Consider the following 15,957-nt stretch of genomic DNA (forward strand, 5'->3'; position numbering starts at 1 on the left):
GGTAATGACTTTTTCGCTAAAAAGCAATGTTCAGGCAAGGGCCAGGCGGCGATACTAACCTCGAACACCAGGGCCTCGCGCCCCGGCGCCATCGATCCGGAGACGATCCCCATGACCCTGCCCAGCCCGGCCTCCAGCGCCGCGCCCGGAACCACGACCGTCCGCGAAGCCGTGCTCGCGCTGCTGCGCGCCTTCGACATGACCACCATCTTCGGCAACCCGGGCTCGACCGAGCTGCCGCTGTTCCTCGATTTTCCCGACGACTTCCGCTACGTGCTCGGCCTGCACGAAGGCGTGGCGGTAGGCATGGCCGACGGCTATGCGCAGGCCCGCCGCAACGCCTCGTTCATCAACCTGCACTCGGCGGCGGGCGTCGGCAACGCGATGGGCAACATCTTCACTGCGTACAAGAACCGCACGCCGCTGGTGATCACGGCCGGCCAGCAGTCGCGCTCCATCCTGCCCTACGATCCTTTCCTGCATTCCGCCCAGGCCACCGAGCTGCCCAAGCCCTATGTGAAGTGGAGCTGCGAGCCGGCCCGCGCGCAGGACGTTCCGCTGGCGATCGCACGCGGCTACTACATCGCGATGCAGCCGCCCTGCGGCCCGGTATTGATCTCGGTGCCGGCCGACGACTGGGCGCAGCCGTGCGAACCCGTGGCGGCCAGGCAGGTAGGCAAGCAGCTGCGGCCCGACCCGGCGGTGATGGTGGAGATCGCCCGTGCGCTGGACGCGGCGCGGCGCCCGGCCTTCGTGATCGGCGCGGGCATAGACCGCGACGGCGCGTGGAACGACGTGGTCGAACTGGCCGAGCGCCACCAGGCCGCGGCCTGGGTGGCGCCGATGTCGGGCCGCTGCGGCTTTCCCGAGGATCATCCCCAGTTCGCCGGCTTCCTGCCCGCCATACGCGAGAAAATCGTATCCCTGCTCGCGGGCTACGACTGCATTTTCGTGATCGGCGCGCCGGCGTTCACGTACCACGTCGAAGGCTTCGGCCCGCACGTGCCGCCGGGGGCGGCGCTGCTGCAGCTGACCGACGATCCGCAGGTCGCCGCCTGGGCGCCGGTGGGCACTGCGGCGGTCGGCAGCATCGGCCTGGGCGTGCGCGAACTGCTCGCGCTCACCGAGCCGCCGCGGCGAGCGCCGCCGCCGGCACGTGCGCCGGCGCCGCGCGCCGAGCCGTCCGCGCCGATGTCGACTGCCTACGTGCTGCAGACCCTGGCCGAAGTACGGGATGCCGGTTCCGTGGTCGTCGAGGAAGCGCCCAGCGCGCGGCCGGTCATGCACCGCTATCTGCCCATGCTGCGCAGCGAGACCTTCTACACGATGTGCAGCGGCGGCCTGGGCTACAGCATGCCGGCGGCGGTGGGCGTGGCGCTGGCCAGGCCGCAGGCCAAGGTGATCGGGCTGATCGGCGACGGCTCCAGCATGTATTCCATCCAGGCGCTCTGGAGCGCCGCGCAGCTCAAGCTGCCGATCACTTTCATCATCCTCAACAACCGGCGCTATGCCGCGCTCCGCGAATTCGCGCCCACCTTCGGCTTCAAGCCGGAGGACGCGCTCGCCGGCACCGACCTGCCCGATCTCGACTTCGTATCGCTGGCGCGCGGGCATGGCTGCCAGGCCGTGCGCGTATCGGATCCGGCCAGCTTGAGGGACGCGCTGCGCGAAGCGCTGGCTTCGCCGGTGCCCATTCTGGTCGACGTTGAAATAAGCTGATGCCGGTAGCTCAACTCTTACATGGATGACTGACATGAAAACCATATCGATGCTGATCGATGGACAATCCGTAGCGGCTTCCGGGGGCGCGACGTTCGAGCGGCGCAATCCGCTGGATGGGTCGGTGGCGACGACGGCGCCGGCGGCTACGCCCGAGGACGTGACCCGCGCGGTGGAGGCCGCGGCGCGCGCGTTCGAGAGCTGGCGCGACACCGGTCCGGGCGAGCGCCGCGCCTTGCTGCTCAAGGCGGCCCAGGCGCTGGAGGCGCGCGGCGAGGCTTTCGCCCAGGCGATGGCGGACGAGACCGGCGCCTCGGCCATGTGGGCGGGCTTCAACGTGCACCTGGCCGCCGGCATGCTGCAGGAGGCCGCCGCGTTGACCACCCGGATCAGCGGCGAGGTGATTCCGTCCGACGTGCCCGGCAGCCTGGCCATGGCCGTGCGCCAGGGCGCCGGGGTCGTGCTGGGCATCGCGCCGTGGAACGCGCCGGTGATCCTCGGCGTGCGCGCGCTGGCGGTGCCGCTGGCGTGCGGCAATACGGTCATTTTCAAGGGGTCGGAGCTGTGCCCGGCCACCCATGGCCTGATCGTCGAGGCGTTCAACGAAGCGGGCTTTCCGCCCGGGGTGGTCAACTTCATCACCAATGCCCCGGCCGATGCCGGCGCGGTAGTCGAGGCGGGCGTCGCGCATCCGGCGGTGCGCCGCGTCAACTTCACCGGATCGACCCGCGTGGGGCGCATCATCGCCCAGACTTGCGCCAAGCACCTCAAGCCGGTCGTGCTGGAACTGGGCGGCAAGGCGCCGCTGGTCATCCTGGACGACGCGGACCTCGACGCTGCGGTGGCCGCCGCTGCGTTCGGCGCCTTCGCCAATTCCGGCCAGATCTGCATGTCCACCGAACGCATCATCGTCGACGAGGCGATCGCCGACGAGTTCGTCGCGCGCTTCGCCGCCAAGGCGAAGTCGCTGCCGCTGCAGGATCCGCGCAAGGGGCCGGCGGTGCTGGGCTCGGTGGTGGACATGAGCACGGTCGAGCGCTGCAACGCCATGATCGACGACGCCCTGGCCAAGGGGGCGGTGCTGGTGTGCGGCGGCAAGGCCGAGAACACGCTGATGCCCGCGACCCTGCTCGACCGCGTCACGTCCGACATGCAGATCTACAGCGACGAGTCGTTCGGCCCGGTCAAGGCGATCGTGCGCGTCAAGGGCGTGGACGAAGCCGTGCGCAGCGCCAACGATACCGAATACGGGTTGTCGTCGGCGGTGTTCGGCCGCGACATCGCGCGGGCGATGCAGGTGGCCCGCCGCATCGAGTCGGGCATTTGCCACGTCAATGGTCCCACGGTGCACGACGAGGCGCAGATGCCTTTCGGCGGCGTGAAGGCCAGCGGCATCGGCCGCTTCGGCGGCAACGCCGGCATCCACGAGTTCACCGAGTTGCGCTGGCTCACGGTCCAGACCACGCCGCGGCACTACCCGTTCTGACGGGCGCCCGCCGGCCGCAGGAGGGCGGCCGGCGGACGGAACGGAGCGGGGCACATCGTTCGTTCATTACACATTACACAAGGAGACAGGACATGAACCGTCAAGCAGGCAAATGGATGGGCGCGGCCCGGCTGGGCGCGGCCGCGGTGGGGTGCGCGATGGCGTTCGGCGCCAGCGCGCAGGCGTGGCCGTCCAAACCGGTCAAGGTCGTGGTCAATTTCCCGCCGGGCGGCGCGGCCGACCAGATCGCGCGCGCCATCACCGGGCCGCTGCAGGAAGTGCTGGGCCAGCCGGTGGTGGTCGAGAACAAGGGCGGGGCGGGCGGCAACATCGGCGGCGAGGCAGTGGCGCGCGCCGCGCCGGACGGCTACACGCTGCTGATGAGCTCGGGCGGCATGGTGTCGGTCAACCCCTACATCTATCCCAAGATGTCCTTCGATCCCGCCAAGGACCTCACGCCGGTGGCGGCGGCCGCCAAGGTCAAGGTGTTCCTGGTGGTCAAGCCGGACAAGATGCCGGGCGACGTCAAAGCCTTCATCGCCCGCCTGAAGGCCGACCCGGGCAAGATCACCTACGGCACGCCGGGCAACGGCAGTTCGCCCCATCTGGCGGCGGAAATGTTCCAGGCCCAGGCCGGCGTCAGCGCGGTGCACGTGCCCTACCGCGGCGCCGCGCCGGCGCTGGTCGACCTGCTGGCCGGGCAGATCGATTTCGCTTTCGACCCCGGCATCGCCATGCAGCACGTCCAGTCCGGCAAGCTGAACATGCTGGCGGTCGGCAGCATGACGCGCTCGCCGCTGTTCCCCAACGTGCCCACGCTGGACGAGGCCGGGCTCAAGGGCTTCGATGCCGACACGGTGTTCGGCTTCTACGCGCCCACGGGTACGCCCAAGGAGATCGTGACGCGGCTCAATACCGAGATCAACAAGATCATCGGCACGCCTGCTTTCCGCGAGCGCATCGTCGCGATGGGCGGCGATCCGTCGCCGATGACGCCCGAGCAGTTCCACGAGCGCGCCGAATACGATGCCAAGCGCTTCGGCGCGATCATACGCGCGCGCAATATCGTCGGCGATTGACGCGCGGACGCGCCTGGCCGGCAACGGCCGCGGCGCGTCCCTCCCGGACGGCTTCGCATCCTTCCCGCCGCCTGCGCTTATTTCCTGAAGCGATATGGATGCAGCATAAAAATTCGTTGACCGGCTATGGAGCCGCGCATAACCTAGTCCCTGTTCCGCACATGTAGTCCATATTGCGAACATGTCGGAAAATCCAGCGAAGTGTCCGCATGGGTGCGGATGCCGGTCGATCAGGCGGGGGATGGTTCATGAATACAGCAAAGGTCTTGGCTGCGGGGATGGCGGCAGCGTTCGCGATTTTTTCCGGGGGAGCGGCGGCGCAGTCCTTTCCTTCGAAGCCAGTGCGGATCGTTGCGCCCTATGTGCCGGGCGGCACCGTCGACGCGCTGGCCCGCGCCTTGTCGGCGCAGTTGGCCGAGGAGTTCGGCCAGCAGGTCGTGGTCGAGAACCGCGCCGGGGCGTCCGGCAACATCGGCGCCGAGTACGTCGCCGGGTCGGACCGGGACGGCCACGTCCTGCTGCTGACCGCCAGCACGGTCATCGTCAATCCGCTGGTCATGAAAGAGCAGCAGCGGTTCGACCTGCAAAAGGATTTCACGCCGCTGGGCATGGTGGCGAGCACGCCTCTGGTCTTCGTCGTTTCCCCGCAGAGCGGCATCAACACGGTTGCCGATTTCATCCGCGAGGCCAAGGCCCATCCGGACAAGGTCAATTTCGGTGTCGGCGGCTTCGGTTCCGGCGGGCACCTGGCGATGGAGACGTTCAACGTCCGCGCGGGCACGTCGATCCCGATGGTGATCTACAAGGGCTCCGCGCCCGCGCTCACCGACATCGTCGGCGGCCAACTCAGCGCCATCATGGATCCGGTGCTGACGACCCTGCCTTTCGTCAGTACCGGCCGCCTGAAGGCCATCGCCGTCACGGGCGAACGCCGCAGCGCGCTGCTGCCGTCCGTTCCGACGCTGCACGAGGCGGGCGTGCCCGATATGGATTTCGTTTCCTGGTACGGCTTGTGGGGTCCGGCCGGCCTGCCGGAAGCCACCTCGCAGCGCATCCAGGCGGCCTTGACCAAGGTGCTGCGGGCGCCCCAGTTCAAGGCCTGGCTCGACAAGCAGGGCCTGGTGGCCGGGACGACGACGGGCAAGCAATTCGGCGCCTACGTGCAAAGCGAGGCGAAGAAGTACGCCCAAGCCGTCTCGGACGCGAAAATCGAGAAGAAGTAGGCCGACGAGGGCAGGGATCCATGCGCAAAAAGACATTCCACGGCGTTTCGGTCGGCATCCTGATGGTGCAGACGGAGTTCTGCCGCCTGCCCGGCGACGTGGGGCACGCCGGCACCTGGGATTTCCCGGTGCAGTACCGCGTCGTCGAAGGCGCCACGCCCGACAAGATGATGGCGCTGGAATCGTCGGGCCTGCTGGACGATTTCAAGCGGGCCGCGCTGGATCTCGTGAAGGGAGGCGTGGACGGCATTGCCACGACCTGCGGGTTCCTGGCCCTGTTCCAGAACGAACTGGCCGCCGCCTGCGGTGTGCCGGTGGCCACCAGCAGCCTGCTGCAAGTGCCCCTGGCGCAGCGTCTGATCGCGCCCGGCAAGCGCGTCGGCATCCTGACCTTCAGCAAGGAAAACCTGCATGCCGCGCACCTGGAGGCAGTGGGCGTCGATCCGGCCACGCCGGTGACCGGCATGCCGGCCGATTCGGTGTTCGTGACCGCCATCAAATCGGGCGACCCGGTGCCGCGCCACAAGGAAATGCGGGCCGAAGTGCTGGCGGCCGCCGCCCGCCTGCTGGAAGAGCATCCGGACGTCGGCGCCATCGTGGCGGAATGCAGCAACATGACGCCGTTCAGCGCCGACATCGTCGAGCGGTTCGGCGTTCCGGTATTCGATGGCGTGTCGCTGATCAACTGGTTCCAGGCCGGCCTGCGGCCGCGGCGCTTCGCGCCCGCATAGCCCGGGCTTCGCGCCCCCCCCCCCGAGGGCCGCTGGCGCGTCAGCCGTGCTGCAGGGCGGACGAGACGTTCTCGCAGGCGCGCTGCAAGTGCTGCGCCAGCGAGGAGTCCGGCCGCATGCTGTCGTTCAGGTCCAGCCCGGAGACGACGATGGCCCCCAGCGCCGCCTGGCCGCGGCCGCGGAACGGATAGGCCAGCGAGGCCAGGCCGCGCTTGTAGCGTCCGAGCGTGGCGCAGAATCCGTCGGCCTGGCGGATCTTGCGCAGCTCGGGCAGCACTTTATCGAAGCGGGACTTGCCCAGCGTGGCGCGGCCCAGCTCGTCGGGATAGGTCGAAAGTATCGACTTGCCGCTGGCGCAGTCGTCTACCGGAAACTGGTTGCCGATGTCGATGATGACGTTCATCGGCGTCAGCGGCGTCCAGATGCGCTCGACGATGACGGTCCGGTCGCGCGCCGGCACCGATATCGACACCAGCGCGCTGCGGCCTTGCAGGACTTTCTCCTGCAGTTCCACCGCATAGGGCAGCGCCGCCCGGCGCACGTTGAGCCGGCTGGCATGCGCCGTGGCCAGCAGCAGGCATTCGGGACCGAGCGCATAGACGCCGTCCTCGGCGGTGACCATGTTCCAGTGGATGAGCGTCTTGAGCAGGCGATGGACGGTGGTCCGTTCGATGCCTGCCCGGCGGGACAGGTCCAGCGCGGTGGCGCCCTGGGGCGTGGTGGCGAGTTCGCGCAGCACCATGAAGGCCCGGTCTATGGACTGGACCCGCCCCGTCCCTTCGCCATCGGGCTGGCGGTGTGCTTCTGGTTTGGTCGGCAAGAGAAAGCTCGTCGTGGGGGCATGCCCGCGGGCATGCCTGGTTCAGCCGCTACGGTCCGCGCTGATCGCGTCCTGGATTTTCCGCGTCAACACTTTACCGTAGTGGGAGCGGGGCAGGGCAGTCATGACGAGGTAGTGCCTGGGCCGCTTGTGCGAGGACAGGCGCGTCCGGCAGAAAGCGGCGAGCGCTTCGCCGTGCAGCCGGGCGCCGGGCCGAGGCACCACGGCGGCGGCGACGATCTCGCCCCATTCCGGATCCGCGATGCCCACGACCGCGGCTTCCAGCACGTCGGGATGCTCGGACAAGACCTGTTCCACTTCGGCGGGCTGCACGGACTTGCCGCCGGAGCGGATGACGGCCTTGGCCCGCCCCAGAATGCGCAGGCGGCCCTGGCAGTCTAGGCTGCCGAGGTCGCCGGTATGGAACCAGCCGTCCCGGAGCGCGGAAGCCGTCAGTTCCGGCCGTTGCCAATAGCCCTGCATGAGGTGCGCGCCGCGTATCAGCACTTCGCCGATCTCGCCCGCGGGCAAGGGCGCGGCGCCGTCGCCGATGACGATCGTCGCGCCGGGCGTGGCCGCGCCCACCAGTCCGTGCGTGCCCTCTGGATCCGCCAGGACTCCGGCGGTTGCGCCGGGCGGGCGATAGCAGCTCCATGGCGCTTCGGTCAATCCATAGATGACCGAGAAAACCGGGCCGAACGCATCGACGGCCTGTTGCAGCAGCGCCGGCGGCATGGCGGCCGCGCCGACCTCGATGCACGTCAGCGAACAGGCCGGCCGGCCGGCGGGCCAGTGCTTGAGGATGCGCACCAGGTGGGTCGGGACCAGCGAGGTGCACGTCGGCCGGTAGCGTTCGACCAGTTCGATGAAGCGCACCGGTTCGAAATTTCCGCCCAGTATCAGCGTGCCCCCTTGCAGCAGGTGGGCCAGTTGCAGCACCGCGGCGATCGGCCACAGCGGACGCATGTTGAGCATGAGGTCGCCCGTCCACGGGCTGCGCACCGCGACGATATTGCGCAGCACCGCGCTGTAGCTCGCATGCGTATGCACCACCGCCTTGGGCGCGCCGGTGGTGCCGCCGGTGTAGTTGAGCGCGGCGACGTCGTCCGGCATGCAGGCAGGAGGCGGTTCGTGCGCCGCGCCGCCTGCCGGAATTGCGTGCGCAAGCGCGTCGAGCGGGTGCGCGGCGATGCCGAGGCGCTCCAGTTCCGGACGCATGTCCTGGATCCTGGCCGCATAGTGCCCGCAATACAGCAGCGTTCGCGCGCCGGCATCGCGCAGTTGCGCGAGCAATTCGGCCGTATCGAGCGCGGGATCGAGGGCGACCCTGACCAGCCCGGCGCACATGATGCCGTGGTCGGCGAATAGGAAATCGGCCGTGGCATCGCCCAGCAGCGCGATGCGCGCGCCGCGCTTTTCCCCGGACAGGGCGTACAGCCGCCGCGCCATGGCGGATACCGCCTGGCGCCATTGCGCGAAACTGTAGCGGCGTCCGTCCTGGGCATCGAGCAGGGCGCAGCGATGCGCCCAGGCGGTGCCGGCCTGTTCGATCAGGGCGGCGACAGTCGTGGCGGCGGGCGGGCAGGGGCCGGATGGCGGTATGGGATCCATCTGTTCATAATAAACACAGGTTGTGCTCTATACAAACTCTTCCTAGAATTTGCCTGTCGGCCCAGCCGTGTTGTGGAGAGCAGGATGAGTATCGATTTCGAAGCGGCGGGCGACGGGGTCTACGTCGTGACGCTGAACCGGCCCGAGCGGCTGAATGCACTGGATCCGGACCACAAGGCGGCGCTGGCCGACGTCTGGCGCCAGGCCGAGGCGCGCGACGAGGTGCGCGCGCTGGTGGTGCGCGGCGCGGGTCCCAAGGCGTTCTGCGCCGGTTCGGATTTCAAGGAAATGAAGCGCACCGGCAAGACGGTGGGCACGGACGCCCTTGCCGACGCCATTCCGACCGTCGGCCTGGAGTTGACCAAGCCGGTGGTGGCGGCGCTGCATGGCTACGTCGTCGGCTTCGGACTCACCCTGGCGATCCATTGCGACATCCGGGTGGCGGCGCCGCAGGCGCGTTTGTCGTTCCCCGAGGTCGAACACGGCATGTTGTCCGGCATCAGCGACATCACGCTGCCGGGCATCGTGGGAGAGGCGGCCGCGCTCGAGATCATGCTGACGGGCCGGGCCTACGATGCCGAAGAGGCGCGGCAGATCCGGCTGGTGAACCGGATCGCGCCGGACAGCTTCGGCGATGCGCTCGCCACGGCGCGCTTGCTGGCGGGCAACTCCCAGCATGCCACGCGGCTCACCAAGCGCCTGGTGCTGGCCGAACGGCGGGCGACCATCGCGCGGCACCTGCAAGCGGTGGCGCAGGCCCGCCTGGATATCGAACAATCCAGCCGCCATGCCGCGGTAGTCGGCGGCGGCGCGCAGCCGCGCGCCAGGATGGCTTGACCGATGGCGGACGATACATCCGCGCCAGCCCTGCCCGCCTGGTTCGAGCGCGCCGTGGCCACGCCCGGCGCCTCGCATTTCGTCACGTCGCGGGGCGCGCGGCTGCACTATCTGGCGTGGGGGCTCGAACGCCGCGTGCTGCCGGGCCTGCTGTTCGTCCACGGCTACCGGGCGCATGCCCGTTATTGGGATGGCATCGCGCCGTACTTCGCCGGCCGGTACCGGGTCGTGGCGATGGATCTTGCCGGCATGGGCGACAGCGGCCGCCGGGAGGCTTACAGCGCCCTCGGTTTCGCGCAGGATATCGCCGCGGTCATCGAGGATGCGGGGCTGGGGCCGGCAGCCGTCGTGGGGCACAGTTTCGGCGGCGCCCGCGCGCTGCGGACCGCCGCGGAGTTTCCCGGCCTGATCCGGCACGTGATCGCGGTCGACAGCATCTGCCGCTTCGCCGACAGCCCGCCCAGCAGCGCCGGCACGCCCCGGCGGCCGCGCACCGAGCCCTATCCCGATTACGCCAGCGCGCGGGCGCGCTACCGGCTGACGCCGGACCAGCCTTGCGACAACGGCTACCTGGTCGACCACATTGCCCGCCATTCCCTGCGGCGCGAGGGAGACGGCTGGCTCTGGAAGTTCGATCCCTTCCTGCCGCCCGGCCCGCACGAGCCGGACGCCGCCGTCGTGCTGGGCGGGCTGGACGTGCCGGTGGACTACGTGCGGGGCGAATTCAGCACCGTCGTCCGGCAGCAGGAAGCCGAGCGCATCGTGGCGTGCCTGAGGCACGGACGCGGGCCGGTCGTGGTGCCGCAGGCCTATCACTATCTGATGCTGGATCAGCCCCTGGCGCTGGTCGCTGCGCTGCGGGCGCTGCTGGCCTGAGTGGCGGCAAAGCTTCTTTCTGCTCCGGCCGGGTCTCGCGCCCGGCCCCGGCGCGGCAGCGTCACCGGCGCAGCCACAGATACACCCCGCTGCCCAGCACGATGATGGCCACCACGTCCAGCACGGCCCACAGTATTTTCAGAGACAGCCAGCCGTAGTCGCCGAAATGCAGCGGCTGCGACAGCGATAGCGCCTGGACGTACCAGGGCATGGCGGCGTGCTCGGCCAGCCGGCCGGTCTGGCCATCGACGAGCGCCGTATGGATGAGCTGCCGCGTGGCCGGCCGGTTGCCGTGGGCGATCACCAGGAAGTGGCGGGGGCCGCTCACCGTCATGCCCGGGAAAATGATGCTGGCCGGTTCCGTGCCGGGCGCGGCGGCGTGGACCGCGGCCAGTACGTCGGCGAGCGGCGCGAGCGTGGCGGGAGGCCGGTCGGCCGCATGGCGCTGGATCATGGGAAGCAGGTGATCGGCGCGCCATAGCTGGCCGAGCGGCAGTTCCAGGGCGTTGATGGTGCCGGTCAGGCCGATGACGGCGACCCAGAGCGCGGTACCCAGGCCTAGCACGTTGTGGAAGTACAGCCAGCGCGTGCGCTGCGCGCTGCGGCGCCTGATCGTGCGGAACGAAAGCTTGCGCATGAACGGCGCGTAGAGCACCACGCCGGAAATCAGAGCGACCGTCAGCAGCACGCCCATCGCGCCGAGGAACAGCGTGCCGGGCAGTCCGGCGTAGAGGTCGGTGTGCAGCCTGAGCATGACCTCCATGAAAATTCCGACGACGCCCTCGGGCTCGGTTCCCGGCGTTTCCAGCACGGCACCGGTCGCGCGCTCGTACCAATGGGTGTGGCCGCCGTGCTCGCGGTCGAGACTGTCCGAGGTGCCGACCTGCACATAGGGTTCGCCATCTTCGAGCAGCACGAAATTGACGTGCCGGCCCAGCCCTCGGCCGGCCGCATGGGCGATGAAATCATCCAGCGTGGGCGGACCGGCGCCCGCGGCCGGGCGGACGATCTCGCCGGTTCCGGCCAGCGGCGCCTCGAACGCATGTTCGATCTCATCGTGGAAGATCAGCGGCAGGCCGGTCACGCACAATAGCAACAGGAAGACGGTGCCGGCCAGGCTGCTCCATTTGTGCAGCCAGGACCAGGCGCGCAGGGTCGAGGATTTCATCCGCGTGTCGGCTCCACGTCGCAGGCCTTACCAGCGCTTGCGCAGCGTGACCTGGAAGGTGCGCGGCTGGCCCCAGAAGCATTGCACCGTGTTCAGGCAATAGCTGACGTACTGCTTGTCCGCCAGGTTGGCGACCCCCAGCGAGAGTTTCCAGCCCGGCAGCGCCGGGTTGGCGCGGCCGAAGTCGTAGTGCAGCGCCATGTCGAGCAAGGTCAGCGAGGGCAGGCGCATGCTGATGGCGGTGTCCGCGTAGTTCGAACCCAGGTAGCGCACGCCCATGCCGGCGGTGAAGCCGTCGAGCGGGCCGGAGGTGAAGTGATAGCCTGCCCACAGCGAGGCGGTGTGGCGCGGCGTGCGGGACAGCGGCTTGCCCTGCAGCGAGACGCCGGCGGAATTGGGATTGGCGCGCGTGACTTCCGAATCGGTGTAGGCATAGGCGGCGATCAGGCTGACGTTGCGCACCGGCTGCATGCGCGCCTCGGCGCTGATGCCGTTGATCTCGACTTCTCCCGTCTGCACCGAGAAACCGGTATGGCCGGCAGCGGTGTCGGGGGTCAGCACATTGCTCTGGGTCAGCTTGTAGGCGGCCAGGGTCAGCAGCAGGTTGCCGCCCTCGGGCTGGTACTTGACGCCGACTTCCGCCTGGCGGCCTTTGGTGGGCTCGAAAGGCGTGCCGTCGAAGTCGGTTCCCAGTGTGGGCTCGAACGAGGTGGAGTAGCTCGCATACGGGGCGATGCCGCCGTCCATCAGATAGTTCACGCCTATCCGCCCGCTGAAAGCCTTGTCCGAGCGCGAGACGGTCGAGCCCGCCACGCGGTTGTCGGTGTCGGCATCGGCGCGGTCGTAGCGGCCGCCTACGGTGAACACCCATCGGCCGGTGCGGATCTGGTCCTGGGCATAGAGGCCGACCTGGGTCATCTCCTGGAGGGTGGACAGGCGCGGCGCGAGCGCCGGGATGGGACTGCCGTAGACCGGCGCGTAGAGATCGAGATCGGAGGCCAGCTGCGAGGCGAAGCGGTAATCGTCGCGCTGCCGGATGACGTCCACGCCGAGCAGCAGGGTATGGTCCAGGCCGCCGGTCGAGAAGCGGGCCTGGGCCTGGTTGTCGACCGCCAGGACGCTGCCCTGGGCCTGGCCCATCGTGGCCACGCGCGTCAGCGTGCGCTGGTCTGCCCCCAGGGCGGCGGCCGCCATGGCCCGGGTGGTGACGTCGACACTGGTGTAGCGCACGTTCTGGCGCAGCGTCCAGTCCGGATTCAGGCGATGTTCCAGCGCGTAGCCGATGCCGTATTGCTTGCGGTCGAAGCGGTCCCAACCGGGCTCGCCCGAGAAGCGTTCGCGCGGCAGCTGGCCGTTGGGATTGGGCAGCAGCGTGCCGGCCGCCGGCAGCGCCTGGTACTGCGGGATCAGATCGTCGTGCTGATAGTGGGTGAGCAGCGTCAGCGACGTGTCCGCCGACGGCCGCCACGTGAAGGACGGCGCGATCAGCCGGCGCTTTTCGTGCGAGAAATCGTTCAGCCCGTCGTTGCCGCGCGCCAGGCCGGTCAGCCGGTACAGCAGCTTGCCCTCGTCGTCGATGGGGCCGGTCGTGTCGAAGGCGAGTTGCAGGCGGTCGAAATTGCCGCCCTGCAGCAGGACTTCGTGGGAAGGCGTGGCCTGGGGGCGGCGGCTCACCATGTTGAGGATGCCGCCGGGCGAGCTCTGGCCGAACAGCACCGAGGCCGGCCCCTGCAGCAGTTCGATGCGCTCGAGCATGTAGGGATCGAACTGGGGGACGGCCACGCTGTACTGGCTGAACGGCAGGCGCAGGCCGTCCAGATAATCGCGCGGATAGAAGCCGCGCGTCTGCACCACGTCGGAATGGGTATTGGTGGCGCCGAACGAGGCCAGCGCGCCCGGCGCGTATTGCAGTGCATGCGTGACGGTGGACGCCTCCTGCAATTCGAGCTGCTCGCGCGGGATGACCGTCAGCGTCTGCGGCGTCTCGAGCAGCGGGGTGTCGGTCTTGGTCGCCGTTGCGCTGCGGCTGGCGATCAGGCCCTGGACGGGGCCGTCGGCGGTTTCGCGGTCCACCGTGCCGGTGACCGCGATCTCGGGCAGCGTGGAGGCGGCGGGGGCGGCAGGCGCTGCGGCGACCGGCGCCGCGCGCAGCACGTATCCGCCGTTGGCCTGGGCGACGGCCTCCAGGCCGGTGCCGGCGAGCAGCGCGCGCAACGCCGCCGGCACGCTGTGGCTGCCGCGCAGGCCGGGGCTTTGCAGGCCGCGGGTCTGCTCGGCCGTGAACGACAGCATCACCCCGGCTTCGCGGCCGAAGCGGTTGAGCGCCTGCACCAGCGGACCCGCCGGTATGTCGTAGGTCCGGGCCGGCTCGGCCGCCTGTGCGTAGGCGGCCGGGATCGCGGCGGCGAACAGCGGCGCGCCCGCGGCAAGCGTAATGGCGCGGGCCAGGGCATGCAGATTCAGGCTGCGCAGCGAAGCAGGAGAGGCAGGGCGTTGCCGGCGGGTGTGGGACCGGACTGGATCCATGATGTAGGTTCCTTGGAGGGCAATCGAAAGTGGCCGGCGGTGAAAAAGCGGCTCTTACTTTCATTGCCCCGCGAGAAACGGAAAGGGATCAGATTCGGCGCGGATCGGGCTGTACCGTGACCCAATAGCGGGTGCGCAGCAGCACCTGGACCGGCAGCGTGGTGGCCAGCATGTCCAGCACGCGGTCGGTGTCGGCCAGCGGATAGGTGCCGCTCACCTTGAGGCCGGCGACCGCGGGATCGCAGGCCAGCCGGCCCGGCCGGTGGCGGCCGAGTTCTTCAAGGAAGCGGGCCAGCGGCATGTCCTGGGCCACGATCATGCCCTGGGTCCAGGCCATGGCGTTCTCGTCCGCCGCGCCATCGGCCCGGACGTCGTCGCGCGTGAAAGAGCCTTGCGTGCCGGCCCGCAACACGAGCGCGGCGTCGCTGTTGCGGCCGGACCGGATCTCCACCGCGCCGTCGAACACCGCGACACGGCTGGCGCCCGCGGCATCCGGATCGCGCACGGTGAAGCGCGTGCCGAGCGCGCGTGCGCTGCCTTGCGCGGTGCGCACCAGGAAAGGACGGGACTGCGGCTGCGGATCGTGGGCGGTCGCGACGAGGATTTCGCCGGCGCGCAGCACCAGCATGCGCTCGGTCGCGGTGTAGCGGACATCGACGGCGGTGCCGCTGTTGAGCTCCACGTGCGTGCCGTCCGGCAGCGTGAGCCGGGCGCGTTCGCCGGTGCCGGTGCGATGGTCGGCGGTCCAGTGGCCCCACGGGGCATGTTCTTCTGCGAACCAGGCGCCGCCGCCGGCGAGCAGCAGCATGGCCATGGTCTTGAGCGCCTGGCGGCGCGCCGGATTGCCGCTTGCCAGCGTGGCATGGGCAAGCGGCGGGGGCAGGCCTCTGAGCGTGCCGCCGAAGGATTCGATGCGCTGCCATGCCCGCTCATGGTCGGGATGGGCGGCGCGCCAACGCCGCCAGCGCTGGCGCAGATCCTCCGAGGCGTCGTCGGATTGCAGCTCCACCAGCCAACAGGCCGCCTGGCGGCGGACATCGGCGGGAATGGGGGCGCCGCGGTCGTCGGCCAGGGCGATGAAAGGGGGCGGGGACATGTCGGCTTTACCCGAAGCAGCACTGCTCGAGCGCGCGCGCCACATAGCGTTTGACGGTGGGGACGGAAATCCCCAGCCGTGCGGCGATCTCGCTCTGCTTGAGCCCGTCCAGCTGCGACATCAGGAAGGCCTGGCGCACGCGCAGCGGCAGGCCGTCGAGCAGTTTGTCCAGCGCCACCAGGGTTTCCAGCAGTATCGCCCGGGCCTCGGGCGAAGGGGACAGCGGCTCGGGCAATTGGGCCAGCGCATCCAGGAACGCCTGCTCGATGCGCTGGTGGCGGCGCATGTTCATCACCAGGCCGTTGGCAATGGTCGTCAGCAGCGCGCGCGGCTCGTGGATGACCGGCAGCGCCTCCTTGGCCAGCACCCGCACGAAGGTATCGTGCGCCAGGTCGGCGGCGGCGAAAGAGTCGCCGAGCTTGCGGCGCAGCCAGCCCAGCAGCCAACCGTGATGGTCGGCGTACAGGCTTTCGACTTGCTGCGTAGGCGGAATATCGGCGGCGGCCACGGTATGGGTTCCATGCCTGGCGGCCAGGCTGGCGGAGTAGTGTGAAATGAGAATTGTTATGATTATAGATAGGTGCCGGAAAATAGGTAAAGACGGCGATGCTCGACCGTTGGGCCGGCGCAATAGGCCAGAGGCGCGCCGGACTTGAGCAGCGCCTCGGCCTTTCGAGCATGCGGAGTGACGAAACTATCCTGCAGGACAATTTCGCCTAGCTTCGCAACGGATCGAGGATGGGTAGAGTCGTGCTTCCGCCGCATGCCTTTCCGCCGAGTCTTCC

General features: G+C 69.2%; 14 protein-coding genes. 7 read left to right on the forward strand and 7 right to left on the reverse strand.

The window, feature by feature from the left end; translation table 11 throughout:
- Positions 1-111: 111 nt before the first annotated feature.
- From mdlC to PIGHUM_RS03305, 5 genes are all read left to right on the forward strand, one after another.
- Complete coding sequence (mdlC, locus tag PIGHUM_RS03285; RefSeq protein ID WP_124077829.1) at positions 112-1,719, forward strand: benzoylformate decarboxylase; 1,608 nt, start codon at positions 112-114, stop codon at positions 1,717-1,719.
- A gap of 34 nt (positions 1,720-1,753) precedes the next feature.
- Positions 1,754-3,205: an aldehyde dehydrogenase gene (locus tag PIGHUM_RS03290; RefSeq protein WP_124077830.1), complete on the forward strand. Its 1,452-nt coding sequence runs from the start codon at positions 1,754-1,756 to the stop codon at positions 3,203-3,205.
- A gap of 92 nt (positions 3,206-3,297) precedes the next feature.
- The gene (locus PIGHUM_RS03295) at positions 3,298-4,284 is read left to right on the forward strand and encodes a Bug family tripartite tricarboxylate transporter substrate binding protein (RefSeq protein WP_124077831.1); all 987 of its coding nucleotides are present in this window, start codon (positions 3,298-3,300) and stop codon (positions 4,282-4,284) included.
- A 248-nt stretch (positions 4,285-4,532) separates the two neighbouring features.
- Entirely contained in the window at positions 4,533-5,507 is a 975-nt protein-coding gene (locus tag PIGHUM_RS03300; protein WP_160142130.1) for a Bug family tripartite tricarboxylate transporter substrate binding protein, read from the forward strand.
- Positions 5,508-5,527: 20 nt separating this feature from the next.
- The gene (locus PIGHUM_RS03305) at positions 5,528-6,238 is read left to right on the forward strand and encodes an aspartate/glutamate racemase family protein (RefSeq protein WP_124077833.1); all 711 of its coding nucleotides are present in this window, start codon (positions 5,528-5,530) and stop codon (positions 6,236-6,238) included.
- 40 nt (positions 6,239-6,278) lie between these two features.
- On the opposite strand, the gene PIGHUM_RS03310 is transcribed toward PIGHUM_RS03305, so the two are convergent.
- A complete protein-coding gene (locus tag PIGHUM_RS03310) occupies positions 6,279-7,058 on the reverse strand; it encodes an IclR family transcriptional regulator (protein ID WP_124077834.1) in 780 nt (259 codons plus the stop codon).
- A 42-nt stretch (positions 7,059-7,100) separates the two neighbouring features.
- Entirely contained in the window at positions 7,101-8,669 is a 1,569-nt protein-coding gene (locus tag PIGHUM_RS03315; protein WP_124077835.1) for a class I adenylate-forming enzyme family protein, read from the reverse strand.
- Positions 8,670-8,753: 84 nt separating this feature from the next.
- On the opposite strand from PIGHUM_RS03315, the gene PIGHUM_RS03320 reads away from it, so the two are divergent.
- Positions 8,754-9,506 carry an enoyl-CoA hydratase/isomerase family protein gene (locus tag PIGHUM_RS03320; protein ID WP_124077836.1) on the forward strand — a complete coding sequence of 251 codons (753 nt, stop codon included), beginning with the start codon at positions 8,754-8,756 and terminating at the stop codon, positions 9,504-9,506.
- A gap of 3 nt (positions 9,507-9,509) precedes the next feature.
- Positions 9,510-10,382, forward strand: a complete 873-nt coding sequence (locus tag PIGHUM_RS03325; protein ID WP_124077837.1) for an alpha/beta fold hydrolase — start codon at positions 9,510-9,512, stop codon at positions 10,380-10,382.
- Positions 10,383-10,443: 61 nt separating this feature from the next.
- On the opposite strand, the gene PIGHUM_RS03330 is transcribed toward PIGHUM_RS03325, so the two are convergent.
- The 5 genes from PIGHUM_RS03330 to PIGHUM_RS24065 all read right to left on the reverse strand — a co-directional run.
- Positions 10,444-11,550 carry a PepSY-associated TM helix domain-containing protein gene (locus tag PIGHUM_RS03330; protein WP_124077838.1) on the reverse strand — a complete coding sequence of 369 codons (1,107 nt, stop codon included), beginning with the start codon at positions 11,548-11,550 and terminating at the stop codon, positions 10,444-10,446.
- 27 nt (positions 11,551-11,577) lie between these two features.
- Complete coding sequence (locus PIGHUM_RS03335; protein WP_124077839.1) at positions 11,578-14,076, reverse strand: TonB-dependent siderophore receptor; 2,499 nt, start codon at positions 14,074-14,076, stop codon at positions 11,578-11,580.
- An 88-nt stretch (positions 14,077-14,164) separates the two neighbouring features.
- Positions 14,165-15,172: a FecR domain-containing protein gene (locus PIGHUM_RS03340; protein WP_124077840.1), complete on the reverse strand. Its 1,008-nt coding sequence runs from the start codon at positions 15,170-15,172 to the stop codon at positions 14,165-14,167.
- A 7-nt stretch (positions 15,173-15,179) separates the two neighbouring features.
- The gene (locus PIGHUM_RS03345; RefSeq protein ID WP_124077841.1) at positions 15,180-15,680 is read right to left on the reverse strand and encodes a sigma-70 family RNA polymerase sigma factor; all 501 of its coding nucleotides are present in this window, start codon (positions 15,678-15,680) and stop codon (positions 15,180-15,182) included.
- Positions 15,681-15,742: 62 nt separating this feature from the next.
- The coding region (locus PIGHUM_RS24065) for a hypothetical protein (protein ID WP_222929205.1) at positions 15,743-15,957 on the reverse strand (215 nt) is incomplete at its 5' end.

This window comes from Pigmentiphaga humi, from assembly GCF_900606115.1.
Lineage (GTDB): Bacteria > Pseudomonadota > Gammaproteobacteria > Burkholderiales > Burkholderiaceae_B > Pigmentiphaga > Pigmentiphaga humi.

Excerpts from the sequence above, each read along its gene's own strand:
- PIGHUM_RS03305 (WP_124077833.1), top strand. The coding sequence starts at position 5,528 with ATGCGCAAAAAGACATTCCACGGCGTTTCGGTCGGCATCCTGATGGTG.
- PIGHUM_RS03340 (WP_124077840.1), bottom strand. The coding sequence starts at position 15,172 with ATGTCCCCGCCCCCTTTCATCGCCCTGGCCGACGACCGCGGCGCCCCC.
- mdlC (WP_124077829.1), top strand. The coding sequence starts at position 112 with ATGACCCTGCCCAGCCCGGCCTCCAGCGCCGCGCCCGGAACCACGACC.
- PIGHUM_RS03325 (WP_124077837.1), top strand. The coding sequence starts at position 9,510 with ATGGCGGACGATACATCCGCGCCAGCCCTGCCCGCCTGGTTCGAGCGC.
- PIGHUM_RS03300 (WP_160142130.1), top strand. The coding sequence starts at position 4,533 with ATGAATACAGCAAAGGTCTTGGCTGCGGGGATGGCGGCAGCGTTCGCG.
- PIGHUM_RS03295 (WP_124077831.1), top strand. The coding sequence starts at position 3,298 with ATGAACCGTCAAGCAGGCAAATGGATGGGCGCGGCCCGGCTGGGCGCG.
- PIGHUM_RS03330 (WP_124077838.1), bottom strand. The coding sequence starts at position 11,550 with ATGAAATCCTCGACCCTGCGCGCCTGGTCCTGGCTGCACAAATGGAGC.
- PIGHUM_RS03290 (WP_124077830.1), top strand. The coding sequence starts at position 1,754 with ATGAAAACCATATCGATGCTGATCGATGGACAATCCGTAGCGGCTTCC.
- PIGHUM_RS03320 (WP_124077836.1), top strand. The coding sequence starts at position 8,754 with ATGAGTATCGATTTCGAAGCGGCGGGCGACGGGGTCTACGTCGTGACG.
- PIGHUM_RS03315 (WP_124077835.1), bottom strand. The coding sequence starts at position 8,669 with ATGGATCCCATACCGCCATCCGGCCCCTGCCCGCCCGCCGCCACGACT.
- PIGHUM_RS03335 (WP_124077839.1), bottom strand. The coding sequence starts at position 14,076 with ATGGATCCAGTCCGGTCCCACACCCGCCGGCAACGCCCTGCCTCTCCT.